The 18,010-nt window shown below is 72.5% G+C and carries 16 protein-coding genes and 2 pseudogenes; 13 read left to right on the forward strand and 5 right to left on the reverse strand.

What is annotated here, in order from left to right; translation table 11 throughout:
* Nucleotides 1–5 precede the first annotated feature (5 nt).
* The gene (locus AB0D32_RS08435) at nt 6–431 is read right to left on the reverse strand and encodes a hypothetical protein (protein ID WP_357086463.1); all 426 of its coding nucleotides are present in this window, start codon (nt 429–431) and stop codon (nt 6–8) included.
* Between the two features lie 150 nt (nt 432–581).
* Between AB0D32_RS08435 and AB0D32_RS08440 the strand changes: the two genes are divergently transcribed.
* The 4 genes from AB0D32_RS08440 (at nt 582) to AB0D32_RS08455 (ending at nt 4,173) form a co-directional block, all read left to right on the forward strand.
* The gene (locus tag AB0D32_RS08440; RefSeq protein WP_357086465.1) at nt 582–1,217 is read left to right on the forward strand and encodes a DUF998 domain-containing protein; all 636 of its coding nucleotides are present in this window, start codon (nt 582–584) and stop codon (nt 1,215–1,217) included.
* 42 nt (nt 1,218–1,259) lie between these two features.
* Nucleotides 1,260–1,631, forward strand: a complete 372-nt coding sequence (locus AB0D32_RS08445; RefSeq protein WP_357086467.1) for a YciI family protein — start codon at nt 1,260–1,262, stop codon at nt 1,629–1,631.
* 68 nt (nt 1,632–1,699) lie between these two features.
* Nucleotides 1,700–3,121, forward strand: a complete 1,422-nt coding sequence (locus tag AB0D32_RS08450; protein ID WP_357086469.1) for a DUF6596 domain-containing protein — start codon at nt 1,700–1,702, stop codon at nt 3,119–3,121.
* A gap of 14 nt (nt 3,122–3,135) precedes the next feature.
* Nucleotides 3,136–4,173: an aminotransferase class V-fold PLP-dependent enzyme gene (locus AB0D32_RS08455; protein WP_357086472.1), complete on the forward strand. Its 1,038-nt coding sequence runs from the start codon at nt 3,136–3,138 to the stop codon at nt 4,171–4,173.
* 40 nt (nt 4,174–4,213) lie between these two features.
* Here the strand turns inward: AB0D32_RS08455 and AB0D32_RS08460 are convergent, their stop codons facing one another.
* Complete coding sequence (locus AB0D32_RS08460; RefSeq protein WP_357086474.1) at nt 4,214–5,074, reverse strand: SPFH domain-containing protein; 861 nt, start codon at nt 5,072–5,074, stop codon at nt 4,214–4,216.
* A 281-nt stretch (nt 5,075–5,355) separates the two neighbouring features.
* Complete coding sequence (locus AB0D32_RS08465; protein ID WP_357086476.1) at nt 5,356–5,955, reverse strand: hypothetical protein; 600 nt, start codon at nt 5,953–5,955, stop codon at nt 5,356–5,358.
* Nucleotides 5,956–6,967: 1,012 nt separating this feature from the next.
* On the opposite strand from AB0D32_RS08465, the gene AB0D32_RS08470 reads away from it, so the two are divergent.
* Together AB0D32_RS08470 and AB0D32_RS08475 are read left to right on the forward strand one after the other, a co-directional pair.
* On the forward strand, nt 6,968–8,536 hold the full coding sequence (locus tag AB0D32_RS08470; RefSeq protein WP_357086478.1) for an MFS transporter: 1,569 nt from the start codon (nt 6,968–6,970) through the stop codon (nt 8,534–8,536).
* A gap of 11 nt (nt 8,537–8,547) precedes the next feature.
* Nucleotides 8,548–9,156 (forward strand): TetR/AcrR family transcriptional regulator, encoded by a 609-nt coding sequence (locus tag AB0D32_RS08475; RefSeq protein WP_357086480.1) that lies wholly within the window; start codon nt 8,548–8,550, stop codon nt 9,154–9,156.
* 82 nt (nt 9,157–9,238) lie between these two features.
* Here the strand turns inward: AB0D32_RS08475 and AB0D32_RS08480 are convergent, their stop codons facing one another.
* Both AB0D32_RS08480 and AB0D32_RS08485 read right to left on the reverse strand, forming a co-directional pair.
* Nucleotides 9,239–11,158, reverse strand: coding sequence for a helix-turn-helix domain-containing protein (locus AB0D32_RS08480; RefSeq protein ID WP_357086565.1), 1,920 nt, complete (start codon nt 11,156–11,158; stop codon nt 9,239–9,241).
* Nucleotides 11,159–11,172: 14 nt separating this feature from the next.
* The gene (locus AB0D32_RS08485) at nt 11,173–11,955 is read right to left on the reverse strand and encodes a 3-hydroxybutyrate dehydrogenase (protein ID WP_357086482.1); all 783 of its coding nucleotides are present in this window, start codon (nt 11,953–11,955) and stop codon (nt 11,173–11,175) included.
* Nucleotides 11,956–12,148: 193 nt separating this feature from the next.
* Here AB0D32_RS08485 and ruvC point away from each other — a divergent pair, with 193 nt between their 5' ends.
* The 7 genes and pseudogenes from ruvC to secD all read left to right on the forward strand — a co-directional run bounded on the left by ruvC (nt 12,149) and on the right by secD (nt 18,009).
* Nucleotides 12,149–12,676, forward strand: a complete 528-nt coding sequence (gene ruvC / locus AB0D32_RS08490) for a crossover junction endodeoxyribonuclease RuvC (RefSeq protein WP_357086484.1) — start codon at nt 12,149–12,151, stop codon at nt 12,674–12,676.
* A complete protein-coding gene (ruvA, locus tag AB0D32_RS08495) occupies nt 12,673–13,275 on the forward strand; it encodes a Holliday junction branch migration protein RuvA (protein ID WP_357086486.1) in 603 nt (200 codons plus the stop codon). Before ruvC ends, ruvA begins: the two co-directional genes overlap by 4 nt.
* Nucleotides 13,272–13,478: pseudogene (locus tag AB0D32_RS08500) on the forward strand (Holliday junction branch migration DNA helicase RuvB); the annotation flags it as partial. The gene ruvA and the pseudogene AB0D32_RS08500, both read left to right, overlap by 4 nt.
* A gap of 177 nt (nt 13,479–13,655) precedes the next feature.
* A pseudogene (locus AB0D32_RS08505) lies at nt 13,656–14,294 on the forward strand (LAGLIDADG family homing endonuclease); the annotation flags it as partial.
* Between the two features lie 15 nt (nt 14,295–14,309).
* Nucleotides 14,310–15,350, forward strand: a complete 1,041-nt coding sequence (gene ruvB / locus AB0D32_RS08510; protein ID WP_357086567.1) for a Holliday junction branch migration DNA helicase RuvB — start codon at nt 14,310–14,312, stop codon at nt 15,348–15,350.
* Between the two features lie 138 nt (nt 15,351–15,488).
* A complete protein-coding gene (gene yajC, locus AB0D32_RS08515; RefSeq protein ID WP_357086488.1) occupies nt 15,489–15,830 on the forward strand; it encodes a preprotein translocase subunit YajC in 342 nt (113 codons plus the stop codon).
* A gap of 256 nt (nt 15,831–16,086) precedes the next feature.
* Nucleotides 16,087–18,009, forward strand: a complete 1,923-nt coding sequence (gene secD / locus AB0D32_RS08520; RefSeq protein WP_357086490.1) for a protein translocase subunit SecD — start codon at nt 16,087–16,089, stop codon at nt 18,007–18,009.
* The last annotated feature ends 1 nt before the right edge of the window (nt 18,010 follow it).

Below are 18,010 nucleotides of genomic sequence, written 5' to 3' on the forward strand. Positions count from 1 at the left end.
CGAGGTCAGACCCGGGTCATGGTCGAGGGGTAGCCGCCCCCGCCGGGGTAGACCCACTCGCCGGCCACCGTCGTGCCGTCGGCGCTGAACGTGCCCCGGTAGTACGCCGGGCTGCCCTTCGCGCCGCCCCAGATGGTCAGCGTGTCCCCGGCCAGTTCGTAGACGTAGTCGAGGGTGTTGCCGGTCGAGTCGTAGAACCGCGACACCACGTCCGCGCCCGCGGGCTCGCCGAACGGGCGCAGGTTGCCGATCACCTCCAGGCCGGTGACAGGCTGGCCGAACTGGGTGAGCGCGACGCGCTGGAGCAGGAAGAACCGGCCCTCCATCCACTCGTACGTCACGGTTCCCTCGGCGCCGCCGGTGACCGTCCAGGTGCCGACCAGGCGGTCCAGGGCCTTCAGGTCGGCGCTCGGCTGGTGGGTCTCAGACATCTCGTCCTCCTTGATGGGTCGTTGCCGTTACCTCGGAGGCGACCGGTGGGTCTCGACACCGCCGAGATATGACCCCGATCACCGGGTCGCCGTGTCGAGATGCCGGGCCCGGCCACGAGGTAGCGACAGGAACCCACCAAGGAGGAACCCGTGGCCACTCTCGCCGCCCCCGCCGTCCGCCGCTCTCCCGACCACCTGCTGCTCGCCGGCGCCCTCGCCGGGCCGGTCTTCTTCACCTCCGCAGTCGCCCAGATGCTCACCCGGGAGGGGTTCGACATCACCCGGCACCCGATCAGCCAGCTCGCCACCGGCGGACTCGGCTGGATCCAGATCGCGACCTTCGTGCTCGCCGGCCTCGGCGGGCTGGCGCTGGCCGCCGGGATCAGGCGCACCCTCACCGAGGGGATTGGCCGGCGGGCGCTGTCGATCCTCGTCGGGATCTTCGGTGCCGGGCTGGTCGCCGCCGGCCTCTTCACCATGGACCCGGAGAACGGCTTCCCGGCCGGCACCCCCGACCGGCCGATCGCGCAACTGTCCTGGCACAGCGTCGTGCACTCCGCCGCGGCGGCCGTCGCCTTCGCCGCGCTGGCCGTCGCCGCCGTCGTGCTGGCCGTCCGGCACGCGCGCCGGCGGGCCGTGCTGCCGGCCGTACTGAACGGCGTCGCCGCGCTCGTCCTGCTGACGCCCATGTCGCCGGAGCGGATGAGCATCCAGATCGCCGTGAACGGACTCGTCGCCTTCACCTGGACGACCGTCCTCGCCCTGTCCCTGCGCCGCTCCGCCTGACCCCACGTACCGTCGACCCACGCCCGACCAGGAAGAGGACCCATGAAGTACCTGCTGCTCAGCTACACGCCGACCGCCGCCTGGGACGCCGCGACCGCCGACGAGCCGTCCGAGGAGGCGATGGCCGCGTTCGCCGCGTACCAGAAGTTCGAGCGGGAGCTGACCGAGACCGGCGAGTTCGTCGGCAGCGAGGGCCTCGGCCATCCGGTGGTCAGCGCCACCGTCCGTCGGACTCCGGCCGGCGTGGTCGCGACCGACGGGCCGTTCGCCGAGCTCAAGGAGGTCCTGGCCAGCTTCGCCGTGATCGATGTGGCGAGCCGGGAACGGGCCGTCGAGATCGCCTCGCGGATCGTCGAGGTGCTGGGTGAGCCGATCGAGATCCGGCCGATCATGGGCGAGGACGTCACGGCATGACCCACCCGCGCGGGCCCGCACCCGGCGCGAGCGCAGGCCCGAGCGAGGGTACGAACGGGGGCGCCGGCATGCCCGCGGACGTCGAGCACCTGCTGCGCACCGAGGCGCCGCAGGTGCTCGGCGCGTTGGTGCGGCGCTTCGGCCACTTCGACGTCGCCGAGGACGCCGTGCAGGAGGCGCTGCTCACCGCGAGCCGGGCGTGGCCGGTCGACGGCGTGCCCGAGAACCCGTGCAGCTGGCTGATCCGGATCGGCTACCGGCGGATGGTCGACCTGCTCCGCTCCGACCAGGCCCGGCGCCGACGCGAGCGGGACGCCGGAACAGCCGAACTGGCCATGCGGGAACCGGCCCGGACGGCATCCCCTCCGCCGGAGACCGACGACAGTCTCACCCTGCTGCTGCTCTGCTGCCATCCGGCGCTGAGCAGCACCTCCCAGGTGGCGCTCACGCTGCGCGCGGTGGGCGGCCTGACGACCGCCGAGATCGCGCACGCCCACGGGACGACCGAAGCCACGATGGGTACCCGGATCAGTCGCGCCAAACAGCAACTGGCCCGCGCCGGCGCCCGCTTCACCCCGCCGACCGACGCCGACCGGCACACTCGGATGACCGCGGTGACGCAGGTGCTCTACCTGGTGTTCAATGAGGGCTACACGGCCTCCGCCGGTGACGATCTCGCCCGCGTGGACCTGACCCGCGAGGCGATCCGGCTGACCCGGATGCTGCACGACCGCCTGCCGGACGACGCCGAGGTGACCGGCCTGCTCGCCCTGATGCTGCTCACCGAGTCGCGGCGCGCCGCCCGTACCGGCCGCGACGACGAACTGGTGCCGCTGGAAGAGCAGGACCGGACACGGTGGAATCCCGACCTGATCCGCGAGGGCACCGCGCTGATCGACAGCGTCTGGCACCGGCGCGAGGTGGGCCCGTACCAGTTGCAGGCGGCGATCGCGGCCGTGCACGCCGGCGCCGCGTCGCCGGAGAGCACCGACTGGCCACAGATCGCGGCGCTGTACCTGTGGCTCGAACGGCTGAACCCCGCAGGGCCGGTGCGGCTGAGCCGGGTGGTGGCGGTGGCTCGGGCGTACGGGCCGGGCCGGGGACTGGCCCTGCTCGACGACCTCAACCGGCGCTTCCGGCTGGACCGGGAACCGCTGACCCGGCAGCGGGGAACGCGCGGTGCGGGCCCACCTGCTCGAGACGACCGGCGGCGCGACCGGCGCGGCGAGGCTGTACCGCGAGGCGGCCACCCTGACGGAGAACCAGGTCGAGCGGTGCTACCTGCTCCGCCGCGCCGACCGCCTCGCCTGACACGTGCCCCGTCGACGGGGCAGCTCGACAGCGTCCACACCGCTCTGCTCCAGGCGGGCCTGCGGCGGATGCGGCATGACCGCAGGCATGACCGTGCCGCCGGCGAGGCCATCGCGCGCAGCCACAGATGCCGGGGCCGCGAGCACAGGATTGGCCGTCCCGGTACGCGGCGCGGGTGACTAGCGTCGGTGGGGTGGAGATCGCACAGGCGCAGAAGTTGTGGCAGCCGCAGCCGGGTTGGCTGAACACCGCCAGTTTCGGGCTGCCGCCCGAGCCGGCGTGGGACGCGGTGCAGGAGGCGTTGGCCGACTGGCGGGCCGGGCGTACGTCGTGGGAGGGCTGGGGCCAGGCCACCGAGCGCTCCCGGGCCGCCTTCGCCGGCCTGGTCGGGGTGCCGGTCGCCGACGTCACGGTCGGCAGCACGGTCTCCCAGTTGTTGGCCCCGGTGGCCGCAGCCCTGCCCGCAGGCGCGACCGTCGTGGTGCCGGAGGTCGAGTTCACCTCCAACCTCTTCCCGTGGCTGGTGCAGGCCGAGCGGGGCGTCCGGGTGCGCACCGTGCCGATGGCCGGGCTGGTCGACGCCGTCGACGCCGGCACCGACCTGGTCGCGTTCAGCCTGGTGCAGTCGGCCGACGGCACGATCGCCGCGTACGACGAGATCGTCGCGGCGGCCCGGGCGCACGGCGCGCTCGTCGCCGTCGACGCCACCCAGGCGTGCGGCTGGCTGCCGTTCGACGCGGGCCTCGCCGACGTGGTCGCGGTCGGGGCGTACAAGTGGCTGATGGCTCCCCGCGGCTCGGCGTTCGCCTACCTCGCGCCCGCGCTGCGCGAGCGGCTGCGCCCCGACGCCGCCGGCTGGTACGCGGGGAAGGACCCGCACGCCTCCTACTACGGCCCGCCGCTGCGCCTGGCCGACGACGCCCGTCGGTTCGACATCTCGCCGGCCTGGTTCAGCTGGGTCGGCACGGCCCCCGCCCTGGAACTGGTCGCCGAGATCGGCGTGCCGGCGGTGCACGCGCACGACGTCGCGCTGGCCAACCGGTTCCTCGCCGGGCTGGGTCGGCCGACGGGGGAGAGCGCCATCGTCACCGTGGAGGTGCCCGGCGCGGCGGAACGGCTGGAACGGGCCGGCGTCCGGGCGGCGGTCCGCGCCGGCCGGGTCCGGGCGTCCTTCCACGTCTACTCCACCGAGGAGGACGTCGACCTCGCCCTGGACGCGCTCACCGGCTGAACCGGGGCGCGTCCCGGGGCGGGTCGGCGCCCGTCGCCTGTCACTTGGTGCCGGTGACGATCCCGGGGTTGATGCAGAGGCCGGGGTTGCTGCCGTTGCGTTCGGCGATCTCCAGGCACCGCGACACCTTGTCGACCTTGGCGTTCGTCTCGGTGATCTGCTTCTGGATCGCGGCGTTCTTCCGGTCCTGCTCCAGGTTGCGGGTCTGGGCGAGCTTGTCCTGGAAGGCCTTGATGTTGCCCTCGGTCTTCTCGTCGTGGTTGACCCGGGTGATCGTGACCGACAGGATGTCGACGTCGCTGGAGAGCCGCGTCTCCGCGCTGGTCTTGATGCTCTCGGCGAAGGGCTTCAGGTCGACGTTCAGGCTGCCGGTGTTCGAGTCGATCTTCTCCAGCGGGTTGTACGTGGCGAAGGCGTCGTTGACGGCGCTGTCGAGCTGGACGCCCACCCGCTGTCCCCGGAAGCTGTCGAAGTCGCCCTTGTAGTCCATGAACTGCTTCGGCGCGTTCTCCGGCTTGACCTGCCACTCGACGAGCACCTCGACGCAGGCGTCGGCGAGCGTGCCGGTGCGGACCCGGACGCAGTGGTCGCCGCCGATGTGGTCGTACTTCTGCCGGCCCGCGTCCCACTCGCCGACCTTCTGCCAGGGGGCGACCCACTTCAGGCCGGAACCGGTGACCTTGCCCGTCGGCTTGCCGAAGCTGGTGACGATCCCGACCGAGCGGATCGGCACGGAGTGGGCGCTGGAGCCGACGGTGAACACCACCGTGCCGACGAGGCAGCCGAGCGCCGTCAGGGTGGCCATCCGCTTCGTCTGCGTGTTCGAAGCGGCCAGCGCGAGCAGGCCGGAGATCGCCAGAGCGACGGCAAAGATGATCGCAACAGTGAAGCCGAAGGGCATTCTCTCGGCACCTTTCGAGGGGAGTGGGCCATCACCCTAGGGGCACCGGTCAAGACAGGACGCAGGCGGGTCCGAGCTGTTTGGGCTGGCCACCGCCCTGCCGATCGTGCCCTCGCCCCACGCGTCGGCGCCCGCGTGGCATGCCCACGGCCGGCGTTCCGTGATGTGCCGACGGCCGGCGCCCCGTGGCGGGGCGCCGGCCGATGGGTGTGGACGTGCCGCCGGCCGACACCGAGTCATCGGTGCCGGCCGGCGATCCCCCTTGTGGTGGAAAGTCTGTGTCAGCTGTTCCAGTGTTCGGCGACCAGGTCAGCGGCCTGCTGCTCCCACTGCGCGTAGTGATCCGGGTACGCCGACACCTGCACCGTCTGCGCGGCCCTCGTCAGCGGCATGTCCTGCCACCCGTCCACCTGCTTCAGACCCTTCAGGAACGCGGTCGTGGAGTACTCGGGGTCGGTGATCTGCTCCACCGTGCCCCAACCACTGGACGGGCGCTGCTGGAACAGACCCTGCGAGTCATGATCGTTACGGTCACCCAGATGACCCAGGTTCTCCAACTTCGACTCCTGCAGGGCGGTCGCGATCGACACCACCGCGGCCCGCTCGTCCATACCGGCCTTCTTCGTGGCGGCGATGATCGCCTTGGTGCTGGCAACCTGCTCGTCGGTCAGGTCGATCCGCGACTGCGCACCCTGCACACCATGCGGAACCAACTTCGCCTTGTCCACGGCAGGCTTGTCAGCCCGCACCGCCGCGGCAACAGGCGTGGCGTCGACCGGAGCCGCCGTGACCGCGGCGTCGGTCATCGGGCCGGCAGCCACACCACCGGCGAACGCGAGACCCGCAATACCCAGAACACTGTTACGGATGATCGTCTTCATGATGATGCTCCATTCGGGGGTTGGCACCCACACACACCCGAAAGGGGAACCGGGCACAACAACGTGCGGATGCAAGCACCGTCCGGCGCTCAACAGACAAGGGGGGGAATCTCCGGCAACACGCCGAAGCAAAGACTCAGACCGACCCGTAAGGCCAGACAGAAACTGGGGGCCGGTAGGGGATCGGGCTGCCGGCGGGGCGGGGGATGCCCTCACGTCAGCCGCGACCATGTGTAACGACCGCCGACCCACCAACATTCCCGAGCCCGCCACACCAACCCTGTAGGCGGCGCGGCTATCAGCACACCAACCCAGGGGCGGCGCGGCTATCACTCGGCCCTACGTGCGGTGCTCGGCCGGTCGCGAGATACCAACGACCACCGACCCACCATCATTCCGGGGGGCCCGGCACACCAACCCCGTGGGCGGTGCACCCATCACTCGGTCCTGCGGTGCTGCTCGGCCGTACGCATGGTGTAACGACCCCAACCCGGCCACGATTCCGCCCCCACAATGCCCCCGGCCACACCCCCAAACCGGACACCCCACCCGACCATGCCTGACCGGGGCGACACCTCAACCAACAATCGTGCGAGATCCGGACAATGAGCACAGGGTTCACGGTCAGACGAAAGAGATCTTGGCAGGAAACAGCCCCGGCAGCCCCGCCCCGCACCCCGCGCCCAGCGCCCCGCGCCCAGCGCCCCGCGCCCCGCGATCTTGCACTTTGTGCCCGCAACTTGCGGCGCATGTCGGTTTTGTCCGGGCAGGAAGTGCAAGATCGCGGGGGAAGGCCCGGAAGAGGCTCGGAGGGGCCACCAGCGACGACCCCGACCCGCACGGCATCGCGAAGCATCGACCGCCAGCCGCCCCAAGGCGATCGAGGAGCACAGGTGGCCGCTGTCACATAAGATACGAACCTGTTCCGTATCGATAATCGCCCGCCTACGCTGACACCCGCAATACGAGTCTGACCCGTTTCGGAACGGGGCCGGGGGGAGAGCGCGAAAAGATGTCACCACACGAGAACACGGGACACCCGAGGAGGTGGGCGATCCTCGGGGTGCTGGTGATCAGCCTCCTCGTGGTCGTCCTGGACAACACGATCCTCAACGTCGCGCTGCGGACGCTCGCCGACCCGGTGCACGGCCTCGGCGCGAGCCAGGGCGAGCTCGAGTGGTCGATCAACTCCTACACGCTGGTCTTCGCCGGCCTGCTGTTCACCTTCGGCGTGCTCGGCGACCGCGTCGGGCGCAAGCGTTTCCTGCTGATCGGCCTGGTGCTCTTCGGACTGGCGTCGCTGCTGTCGGCGTACGCGCAGAGCCCCGCGCAGCTGATCGCGGCCCGCGCGCTGATGGGCCTGGGCGGTGCGGCCATCATGCCGGTCACGCTCTCGATCATCTCCAACGTCTTCGACCCCCGGGAGCGGGGTCGGGCGATCGGCGTCTGGGCCGGTGCGGTCGGCCTGGCCGTGGCCATCGGCCCGATCCTCGGCGGCGCGCTGCTGGAGCACTACTGGTGGGGCTCGGTCTTCCTGATCAACGTGCCGGTGGTGGCGCTCGGCGTGGTGCTGGTGGCGCTGCTGGTCCCCGAGTCGCGGGATCCGAACCCGGGGCGCGTCGACGTCGCCGGCGTACTGCTGTCGGTGGTCGGGCTCGTCGCGTTGACGTACGGCATCATCGACGGCGGCGAGCACGGCTTCGGCCGCCCGACGGTCTGGGCCGCGATCCTCGGCGGCCTGGCGGTGCTGGTCTGGTTCGTGGCGTACGAGCGGCGCAGCGACCACCCGTCGCTGGACGTGCGGCTGTTCCGGGTGCCCCGTTTCGCCGCTCCGGTGGCCATCGTAGGGCTGATCTTCTTCGCCGCCATGGGCGTGATGTTCTTCAGCTCGTTCTACCTGCAACTGGTGCGCGGCTTCAGCCCGCTGGAGACCGGCCTGCTCTATCTGCCCTTCGCCGTGGCCCAGCTCATCTTCGCCCCGAGCAGCGCGACGATGGTCCGCCGGTACGGGGGCAGGGCCGTCGCGGCGGCCGGGCTGGCGCTGACCGTGGTCGCGCTCGGCGCGTTCGCCTTCGTCGACGCGACCACCCCGATCTGGGTGGTGCTGGTCGTCTTCTTCCTCCAGGGCACCGGGATGGCCAACATCATGCCCCCGGCCACGGAGTCCATCATGTCCGCACTGCCCCGGGAGAAGGCCGGCGTCGGCTCGGCGGTCAGCAACACGGTCCGGCAGGTGTCCGGCGCGCTCGGCGTGGCGGTGCTCGGGTCGGTGCTCTCCGCGGTCTACCGCGCCGACGTCGACCCCACACTGCGGGACCTGCCCGCCGTGGCGCGCGAGGCGGCCGGCGAGTCCATCTCCGGCGCGTACGCCGCGGCGGGTCAGCTCGGGCCGGCGGCGCCGCAGCTGATCGCGGTCGCCGACGACGCCTTCCTGGCCGCGATGCACTGGGCGGCGGGCCTCGCCGCCGCGGTCGCCGCGCTCGGCATCCTCGTGGTGCTGCGCTGGATGCCCGGCCGCACCGCCGCCCTGGCGGGAGGGCCGGCGGCGGTGGGTGAACCCGAGTTGGCCGGGACCGCCTAGCTTCGGGAACAATGTCCGACATGACTTCCACCGCCGACGCTCCTCGGCCGCCCGGCCGGCCGAGGAGCGTCCGCGCGGACGAGGCGATCGTCGAGGCGACCCTCGACCTGCTCGCCGAGGGCAGCACGATCGAGGCGATCTCGATGGAGGCCATCGCCACCCGCGCCGGGGTCGGCAAGGCCACCATCTACCGGCGCTGGCCGGGCAAGGAGGCGCTGCTGCGCGACGCCCTGCGGACGCTCAAGGGCACCCCGCCGGAGCCCACCGGCGGCTCGGTCCGCGACGACCTGATCCTGCTGGTCGGCGCGGTCGGCCACCACATCGACCCGCGGGCGGCGCGGATCATGCCGTGCCTGGTGCCGGAGGTCAACCGCAGCCCCGAGCAGTACCAGCTCTACCAGAACATCATCGAGCCCCGGCGGGAGGTGATGCGCGAGGTGCTGCGGCGCGGGATGCGCTCCGGCGAGCTCCGCGCGGATCTCGACGTCGAGGTGGCCATGGCGATGCTGAGCGGACCGATGCTGGTGCAGCGGGTGATGCGCTGGCATCCCGACCTCGACGAGGCGACCCTGGCCGAGCGGATCGTCGACGGCGTCCTGGACGGCCTCCGCGCCCGCTGACCGGTCTCCGCGCGCACGACCCGACACCCCGACACCCCGACCGCCCGGGCGACGGGGTCGTCCGCCGGGCAGCCGCCAGGGCTCAGCCGGCCGGCGTACGCAGGCGGTGCAGGCGCAGGGCCAACTGCACCTCCAACGCCCGCTCCGGCTTCTGCCAGTCCGCGCCGAGCAACTGCCCGACCCGCTCCAGCCGCTGGGTGACCGTGTTGACGTGCACGTGCAGCAGCTCGGCGGCCCGGGCCAGGCTGCCGCCCACCCCGAAGTACGCCTCCAGGGTCCGCACCAGCGCGGTGCCCCGCCGGGCGTCGTAGTCGACCACCGGGCCCACGGTGGCGGTCAGGAACCGGTCGACGTCCTTGTCGCCCCCGTCGCCGACCGCGCCCAGCAGCAGCCCGACGAAGCCCAGCTCGGCCGTGCTCGCCCCCTGCCCCGAGCGGCCCAGCGCGCCCAGCGCGGTCAGGCAGCGCTCCGCCTCGGCGAACGTCACCGCCAGCGACGCCGGCCCCGTCGACGGGCCGCTCGCCCCGGCCGTCACCGGCCGGGCCGTCACCCGGGACAGGTCACGGGCCACCGCCCGGGCGCTGCCGCCCGCGTCCCGGCCCGGCAGCATCAGCACCACCCGCCCGTCGCGCGCCGCCGCCAGCCCACCACGGGTCGAGGCGTACGTGGTGGCCCAGGAGAGCACCCGTTGCCGGGCCGAGCCGGTCGCGGCGATCGCGTCGTCGCCGACCGCCACCAGCACGTGCGGCGCGTCCAGGTCCACCCCGAGCCGGCGGGCCCGGCTGCGCAGCGCGTCGGTGTCCCGCAGCGGCCGGGCGATCAGGTCGTCGAGCAGTTCGCCCCGGACCCGCCCCTCCGCCTCGGCGACGGTCCGCCGGAACAACAGCAGCAGGGCGGTGACCAGCGCCGCCCGCTCCAGGATCCGCTGGTCAGCGTCGACCAACTCGTCGTCGGGGCGCAGCACCAGCGCGCCCATGTTCTCCGCCCCGGCCACCACCGCGGCATACCAGAGCCGGCCCCGGCGCACACTGCGCCCCTCCGTACGCGACGCGGCCACCGCCTCCACCATGTCGGCCCGGTCCGGCTCCTCGATCTCGCCGACCCGGGCCAGCAGCCGGCCCTCCGCGTCGAGCGCCAGCAGCGCCCCGCCGAGCACGTCGGTGACCGCCGCGGCGACGTCCTCCACGCCGCCGCCCCGCAACACCAGTGCGGTCATCCGGTCGTGTGCCGCCGCGGCCCGCTCCACCGAGCTGCTGTGCGCCCGGATGGTGGTGTTCGCCGTCGACAGCTCCTCCAGCGCCGCCCGCGTCTCCGCGAGCAGCCGCGCCGTGTCGATCGCCACCGCCGCGTGCGCGGCGAGGGACACCAGCAGCGCCACCTCCTCCCGGACGAACGGGCGGGCCGAGCGGTTGGCCGCGTAGAGCACCCCGATCGAGGTCGAACCGAGTCGCAGCGGCACCCCGAGGATGGCCACCAGGCCCTCCTCGCCCACGCCGGCGTCGATCTCACCGGTGTGGTGGAAGCGCTCGTCCTCCGGGTAGTTCGCGGTGACGTACGGAGCGCCGGACTGGGCCACCAGGCCGCCGAGGCCGGCGCCCATCGGCAGCCGCAGCCGCTGGAAGCGGGCGGAGACCGAACCGTCGGTGACCCGCATGTACGTGTCGCCGCGGTCCTCGTCGTCGAGGGTCATGTAGGCGACGTCGGCATCCAGCAGGTTGCGCGCCCGGTGCACGATCGCGCGCAGCACGTCGTCGAGGTCGCGCAGCCCGGCCAGGTCGCTGACCGTGTCGTACAGCCCGGAGAGCTCGACCTCCCGGCGGCGGCGGCGTTCCAGCAGCGCGCGGACCCGCAGCGCCACCGTCCTGGCCTGCTCCAGCTCGGCGAGCCGCTCGGCCGGCAGGCCGGCGGCGCGCGCGGCGACGAGCGGCCCCTCGAACTCCACCGCGGCGGCCTCGCGGGCGAGCAGCTCCAGGAACTCCACCGGTGACGACATGACCGACATTGTGCGGTGTGCCACTAGTTCGCCGTCCAGCCCCCGTCGAGCGCGATGGACGCGCCCGTGATGAACGCCGCCGGCGGGGAGCAGAGGTACGCCACCAGCTCGGACACCTCCTCCGGCTCGATCAACCGCTTGATCGCGGCCCGGGCCAGCATGATCTTCTCGACCACCTCGGTCTCGGGGATGCCGTGGCTGGCCGCCTGGTCGGCGATCTGGCTCTCCACCAGGGCGGTGCGCACGTACGCCGGGTTGATGCAGTTCGCGGTCACGCCGTGCGGGGCGCCCTCCAGCGCGACCACCTTGGACAGCCCTTCCAGAGCGTGCTTCGCGGAGACGTACGCCGACTTGTACGGCGAGGCCCGCAGCCCGTGCACGGAGGAGATGTTCACGATCCGCCCCCAGCCCCTGGCGTACATGTGCGGCAGCGCCCGGCGGATGATCAGGAACGGCGCCTCCACCATCACCCGGTGCAGGTGGGAGAAGCGCTCGGGGGAGAACTCCTGCACCGGCGCCACGTGCTGGAGGCCCGCGTTGTTCACCACGATGTCCACGTCGGCGTCGAGGCGGTCCACCGCGTCCGGGTCGGCCAGGTCCACGCCCTCCGCCCGACCGCCGGCCTCCGCCGCCACGGCCTTGGCCGCCTCGATGTTGCGGTCCACCACCAGGACCTTGGCGCCGGCCGCACCCAGCCGCAGGGCGCAGGCCCGGCCGATGCCGCCGCCGCCCCCGGTCACCAGGGCGGTACGACCGGCGAGGTCGACGTGTACGACGTGGGGGACCGCCACGGGTTCTGCCGTCATGGCGCAAGAAGTTACGAGCTGGGTGTCCGGGGGCACATGGGCCGGCGACACATACTCAACGGTCGGAGTGTGTGGCCGTCGCGTGCCCCGGGCGGCGTGTCGGCGCGTCCGGCGTGTCCCCGGCGGCGGGGTGTCGCCCGGCTCGGTAGGGTGTCGAACACACGTACTGCTGGCGGCTGGGGGAGGAGGCGGCGTGCGCGTGCTCGGCGTCGACCCGGGGTTGACCCGGTGCGGGGTCGGCGTGGTCGAGGGCGTGCCGGGGCGGCCCTGCACGCTGGTCGCCTACTACGTCGTCCACACCGATCCGGGTGACGATCTGGCGCTGCGCCTGCTGCACCTGGACCGTTCGCTCACCGACCTGGTCGCCGAGCACCGGCCCGACAGCGTCGCCGTCGAGCGGGTCTTCAGCCAGCACAACGTCCGCACCGTGATGGGCACCGCCCAGGCCAGCGGGATCGCCGTGCTCGCCGGCGCCCGCGCCGGGCTGCCCGTGCAGACCTACACGCCCAGCGAGGTGAAGGCGGCCGTGACCGGCTCCGGTCAGGCCGACAAGGCGCAGATGACCGCCATGGTCACCCGGCTGCTGCGGCTGGCCGAGCCGCCGAGGCCGGCCGACGCCGCCGACGCCCTGGCCCTGGCCATCTGTCACGTGTGGCGCGGCGGGACGCGCTCCAAGCTGGCCGCCGCGGCCGACCGGGTACGACGAGGAGGAGCCAGATGATCGCCAGCGTGCGCGGGGTGGTGACCGCGACCGGTCCGGACCACGCCGTGGTGGAGGTCGGCGGGGTGGGCCTGGCGGTGCAGTGCGCCCCGGGCACCCTCGCCGACCTGCGGGTCGGCCAGCCCGCCCGGCTGGCCACCAGCCTGATCGTCCGGGAGGATTCGCTCACCCTCTACGGCTTCGCCGACGACGACGCCAAGCAACTGTTCGAGCTGCTCCAGACCGCCAGCGGCGTCGGTCCCCGGCTGGCCCAGGCCGTGCTCGCCGTGCACACCCCCGACGCGGTGCGCAAGGCGATCGCCAACGCCGACACGGCCGCGCTGACCCGGGTGCCCGGCATCGGCAAGAAGGGCGCGGAGCGCCTGGTCCTGGAGTTGCGCGACCGCGTCGGCCCGGTGCCGGTCGGCGCCGACGGCGCGGCCGGGGTCACCGGCGGGGCCTGGCCCGAGCAGGTCCGGCAGGCGCTGGTCGGGCTCGGCTGGACGGCGGGTCAGGCCGACCAGGCGGTCGCCGCGGTCGCGGAGAGCGTCGACGGTGAGGTGCCGCCGGTGCCGGTCCTGCTCAAGCAGGCCATCCGGCTGCTGGGCCGCACCCGATGACCGGCCCCGACAACGGCCTGGTCTCCGCCTACGTCCACGACGCCGACCTGGACGCGGAGGCCAGCGTCCGGCCCAAGCGGCTCGACGAGTTCATCGCCCAGCACCGGGTCCGCGACCAGCTCGACCTGCTGCTCCAGGGCGCGATGCGGCGCGGCTCCCCGCCCGACCACATCCTTCTCTCAGGGCCGCCAGGACTCGGCAAGCCCGTGTCCATCGATGCCCTGGTGCTGCTCGAGGACGGCTCTCGACGCCGCCTGGGCGACATCGTCGTCGGTGACCGGGTCATCACCCGCACCGGCGAGGGCGCGACGGTGACCGCCGTCCACGAGCAGGGGCAGCTGGACTCGGTCCGGATCCGGACCGCCAGCGGCCGAGAGGTCGTGGCCGCGCCAGATCATCCGTTCTGGACCACGGAAGGGTGGACGAAGGCCGGGGATCTCACCGAGAAGGACTTCCTCGCCAACGTGCTCTGCCCGGACCTGATCGCCGACGGCACCGAGGAGGTCGACGAGTACAAGCTCGCCGGTTACCTGGTCGGGGACGGCTGCACGACCAACCAGGTCACCTTCACGGGCGGCGACGAGGACGTCCTCGCCGACTTCCGCTCGACCTGTGACCGGCTGGGGCTGGCGCACAACACCAGGCCCAACAGTGCCCGGAGCTCGCTCGTCCGCATCTCGGGCCTCCGGCCCTGGTTGGCCGAGCACGGCCTGTTGGACAAGAACGCCTGGCAGAAGCGTGTGCCCGAGTTCGTCCACCGGGGCGACGCGTGGCAGGTGGCCGCATTCCTCGGCGCCTACTTCGCCTGTGACGGCACGGTCAGCCGACGTGGCCGGGACCGCTACGACCTGGTCGTCGAGTACTACAGCGTCTCGAGGGACCTGCTCGCGGACGTCCAGCACCTCCTGCTGCGGGTCGGCGTCCAGTCACGCCTGAAGCTCAAGCGGGGCCGTTACCAGGGCAGGCCGCACGAGTCGTGGCGGCTCAGCATCACGAGCCAGGACGACGTCGCGAGGTTCGTGCAACGCGTCACGGTGATCGGCGAACGAGGCCTGAGACTCGCGGAGTGGGCCCCTCGGCGTGATCGCTTCGAGGAGCGGCTCGCCGCCGATCGCGTCGCCTCTGTGGAGCCGGCGGGCCTGCACGAATGCCGGTGCCTGACGGTCGACGGCGACCACACGTTCACCGTGAACGACCTCGTCGTCCACAACACCACCCTGGCCAACATCGTCGCCGCCGAGCTGGGCTCGGGCATCCGGGTGACCAGCGGGCCGGTGATCGAGCGCTCGGGCGACCTGGCCGCGATCCTGACCAGTCTCGGCGAGGGCGACGTGCTCTTCATCGACGAGATCCACCGGATCGCCAAGCCGGCCGAGGAGCTGCTCTACAGCGCGATGGAGGACTTCCGGGTCGACGTGATCGTGGGCAAGGGGCCGGGGGCGACGGCGATCCCGCTGGACGTCGAGCCGTTCACCCTGGTCGGCGCGACCACCCGGTCCGGCCTGCTCACCGGGCCGATGCGGGACCGGTTCGGCTTCGTCGCGCACCTCGACTTCTACTCGCCGGCCGACCTGGAGGTGCTGCTGCGCCGCTCGGCCCGGATCCTCGGGGTGCCGATCACCGACGACGGCGCCGTCGAGGTCGCCGGCCGTTCCCGGGGCACGCCCCGGATCGCCAACCGCCTGCTGCGGCGGGTCCGCGACTACGCCGAGGTCCGGGCCGACGGGGTGGTCACCCGCGAGATCGCCCGGGCGGCCCTGACGGTGTACGACGTCGACGCGCTGGGTCTGGACCGGCTGGACCGGGCGGTGCTGACCGCGCTGGTCGACTCCTTCCGGGGCGGGCCGGTCGGCCTGTCCACGCTGGCCGTGGCGGTGGGGGAGCAGCCGGACACGGTCGAGGAGGTCTGCGAGCCGTTCCTGGTTCGGGCCGGTCTGCTGGCCCGTACGCCGCGCGGCCGGGTCGCCACCGAGGCGGCCTGGCGACACCTGGGCCGTACCCCACCGAATGGTACATTTGGCACGGATGCCCCTCCTGCGCCCGATCTGTTCTCCGTGGACGCCGATCAGCCGTGATGTGAACGTGATCTGTGCCGCAGTCGGCGTTCCCAGGTGCAGGGATTAGACTCGCGCCGGTCTGTACAGGACGTGAGAATCCGCCTCCGCTCCGGCGCGCCCGCGCCGGACCGGCGGCCAATGGGAAGGTATTACACCGTGCTTTACGCAGCAGAGGGCGGCGGGGGTGCCGGCAGCCTGACGCCGATCCTCATGATCGCTCTGCTCTTCGGCGTCATGTACTTCATGATGATCCGCCCCCAGCAGAAGCGCCGCCGCGAGGCGGAGTCCATGCAGCGCGCCCTCGCCCCCGGCGACGAGGTGGTCACGATCGGCGGGCTCTACGGCACGGTCACCGGCGTGGACGACGACACCGTCCTGCTCGAGGTCGCGCCCGGTGTGCAGACCCGGTACGCCCGTCCGGCCATCGCCCGGGTGGTCAGCCAGGCGGAGCGCCCCGCCGAGCCGGCCGCCGAGGACGCGGACGTCGTCAAGGAGTGACGGTCGCTCCCGTCCCGCACGGGTGGTGGTCGCCGGCCTCCGGTGACCACTTCACCCGACGGGGCAGCGGAGTCGACGTGAAAACTGGATAGTTGGGCCCGACGTCGGAAGCCGTCCCGTCCCGTTCCGCCCGGTGCCTCGCGCCGGGCCGCGGGGCCGGGTGTCGGCCTCCGACGCCGGCCCGTCGGAACCGCCGGCCGGACCGGCCGACCCCCGCCGCACCAGCGGCGCGACCGTACAGGGAGACAGGACAGCCGTGGCACCACCTCAGGGACAGATGCGCCCCGGACGGCAGTTGGCCGTGCTCGGGCTCATCTTCGTCGTCCTCTATCTTTTGGTGTTCTTCGCGGGCGGCGCCAGCGGCGGCTTGAAGGAACGGCTCGAGCCCAAGCTCGGTCTGGACCTCGTCGGCGGCACCCGGCTGACGCTGGAGGCGACCAACAGCGTCGACGGCCGGCCCCCCACGGCGGAGAACCTCGAAGAGGCCCGCCAGATCATCGAGAGCCGGGTCAACGCCTTCGGCGTGGCCGAGGCCGAGGTGGTCACCGAGGGCAACCGCAACATCGTGATCTCCCTGCCCGGTGAGAACCGTGACATCACCGAGGTGGGCAGCGCCGCCGAGTTGCGCTTCCGCAAGGTGCTCAAGGCCGCCGACGGCAGCGGCGCGGCCGCCGCCCCGGCGCCCGTCCCGAGCCCCTCCGGCAGTGCGGCCCCGGCCCCCTCGGGCAGCGCCGTCCCCTCGGGCAGTGCCGCTCCGTCAGGCAGCGCCGGGCCGAAGGTGACCCCGTCGGCGAGCGGTGGTCAGGGCGGTATGGCCCCGGCCCCGAGCGCCAGCGCGTCGGCCTCGCCGAGCGCCGCCCCCTCCGGCGCCGCGACGCCGACGCCGGGTGCCAGCGGGGAGCCGGCACCGCAGAGCGTCGAGGACCAGCGCAAGGCCGTCGAGCAGAAGGTCGGCGCTCCCGCCTGGGCCGCCGCGAGCGGCCTCCAGGCCCCGGCCGACCTGACCACCGACCCGTCGCTGGCCGAGAAGCTCAAGCCGTTCGCCACCCTGGAGCCCCGCGAGGTCGCGGTGCTGCCGGCGACGATGCAGTTCAACGTGCCGCAGATCAGCTGCGCCCAGCTCGACAAGCGCCCCCCGGCGTCGATCTCCGCCCCCGACCAGCAGGTGGTGGCGTGCGAGGACGGCGCCGCGAAGTACCTGCTCGACCAGGCGAAGGTGCTCGGCACCGACGTGAAGGGCGCCAGTGGGGTCATGGACCAGACCAGCCAGTGGGTGGTCAGCCTCGACTTCACGGGCGACGGTCAGACGAAGTGGACCAACCTGACCCGCGAGGCGTTCAACAACGAGGGCCAGGCCTGTGACGCCACCGCCCTCGGCCAGGACGGCAAGTGCCGGGTGGCCGTCGTGCTGGACAACGAGATCGTTTCCTCGCCCGAGATCCAGGGCGTGCTGACGGGCAACTCGCAGATCACCGGCAACTTCAACCAGCGTGACGCCAACACGCTGGCCGGTCAGCTGCGTTACGGCGCGCTGCCGGTGACCTTCGAGGAGCAGGAGCAGCAGAACGTCACCGCCACCCTGGGCGCCAGCCACCTGCGGGCCGGCCTGCTCGCGGCGGGCATCGGCATGCTGCTGGTCATCATCTACTCGTTCTTCTACTACCGTCTGCTCGGCTCGGTCATCTTCCTGAGCCTGATCCTCTCGGCGCTGCTGGTCTTCGGCGCGCTGGTGGTGCTCGGCCGGCAGATCGGCTTCACCCTCACCCTCGCCGGCATCGCCGGCATGATCGTCTCACTCGGTGTGGCGGCGGACTCCTTCGTCATCTACTTCGAGCGACTGAAGGACGAGATCCGGGATGGGCGCAGCCCGCGCAGTGCGGTGCCGCGCGCCTGGATCCGGGCCCGCCGCACGATCATCTCCGCCAACGCGATCACGCTGATGTCGGCGGTGGTGCTCTACGTGGTCTCGGTCGGCGCGGTGAAGGGCTTCGCCTTCGCCCTCGGCCTGGCCACGGTGCTGGACCTCGTCGTGGTCTTCCTCTTCCGACACCCGATCATGACGATGTTCGCCCGCACCTCCGCGTTCCTGTCCCCGCGGGTCAGCGGTCTCGGCCGGGCGCTGCCGCCCCGGACGGCCGAGCCGGCCAAGCCCCGCAACCCGCGCGTGAAGGAGGCCTGAG

The organism is Micromonospora sp. NPDC048170 (assembly GCF_040652795.1).
In the GTDB taxonomy this organism is placed as follows: domain Bacteria; phylum Actinomycetota; class Actinomycetes; order Mycobacteriales; family Micromonosporaceae; genus Micromonospora.

Bases quoted from the DNA above. Each gene is read 5' to 3' on its own strand.
- AB0D32_RS08435 (WP_357086463.1), bottom strand. From the start codon at position 431: ATGTCTGAGACCCACCAGCCGAGCGCCGACCTGAAGGCCCTGGACCGC.
- AB0D32_RS08445 (WP_357086467.1), top strand. From the start codon at position 1,260: ATGAAGTACCTGCTGCTCAGCTACACGCCGACCGCCGCCTGGGACGCC.
- AB0D32_RS08450 (WP_357086469.1), top strand. From the start codon at position 1,700: ATGCCCGCGGACGTCGAGCACCTGCTGCGCACCGAGGCGCCGCAGGTG.
- AB0D32_RS08460 (WP_357086474.1), bottom strand. From the start codon at position 5,074: ATGCCCTTCGGCTTCACTGTTGCGATCATCTTTGCCGTCGCTCTGGCG.
- AB0D32_RS08465 (WP_357086476.1), bottom strand. From the start codon at position 5,955: ATGAAGACGATCATCCGTAACAGTGTTCTGGGTATTGCGGGTCTCGCG.
- AB0D32_RS08470 (WP_357086478.1), top strand. From the start codon at position 6,968: ATGTCACCACACGAGAACACGGGACACCCGAGGAGGTGGGCGATCCTC.
- AB0D32_RS08475 (WP_357086480.1), top strand. From the start codon at position 8,548: ATGTCCGACATGACTTCCACCGCCGACGCTCCTCGGCCGCCCGGCCGG.
- AB0D32_RS08480 (WP_357086565.1), bottom strand. From the start codon at position 11,158: ATGTCGGTCATGTCGTCACCGGTGGAGTTCCTGGAGCTGCTCGCCCGC.
- AB0D32_RS08485 (WP_357086482.1), bottom strand. From the start codon at position 11,955: ATGACGGCAGAACCCGTGGCGGTCCCCCACGTCGTACACGTCGACCTC.
- ruvA (WP_357086486.1), top strand. From the start codon at position 12,673: ATGATCGCCAGCGTGCGCGGGGTGGTGACCGCGACCGGTCCGGACCAC.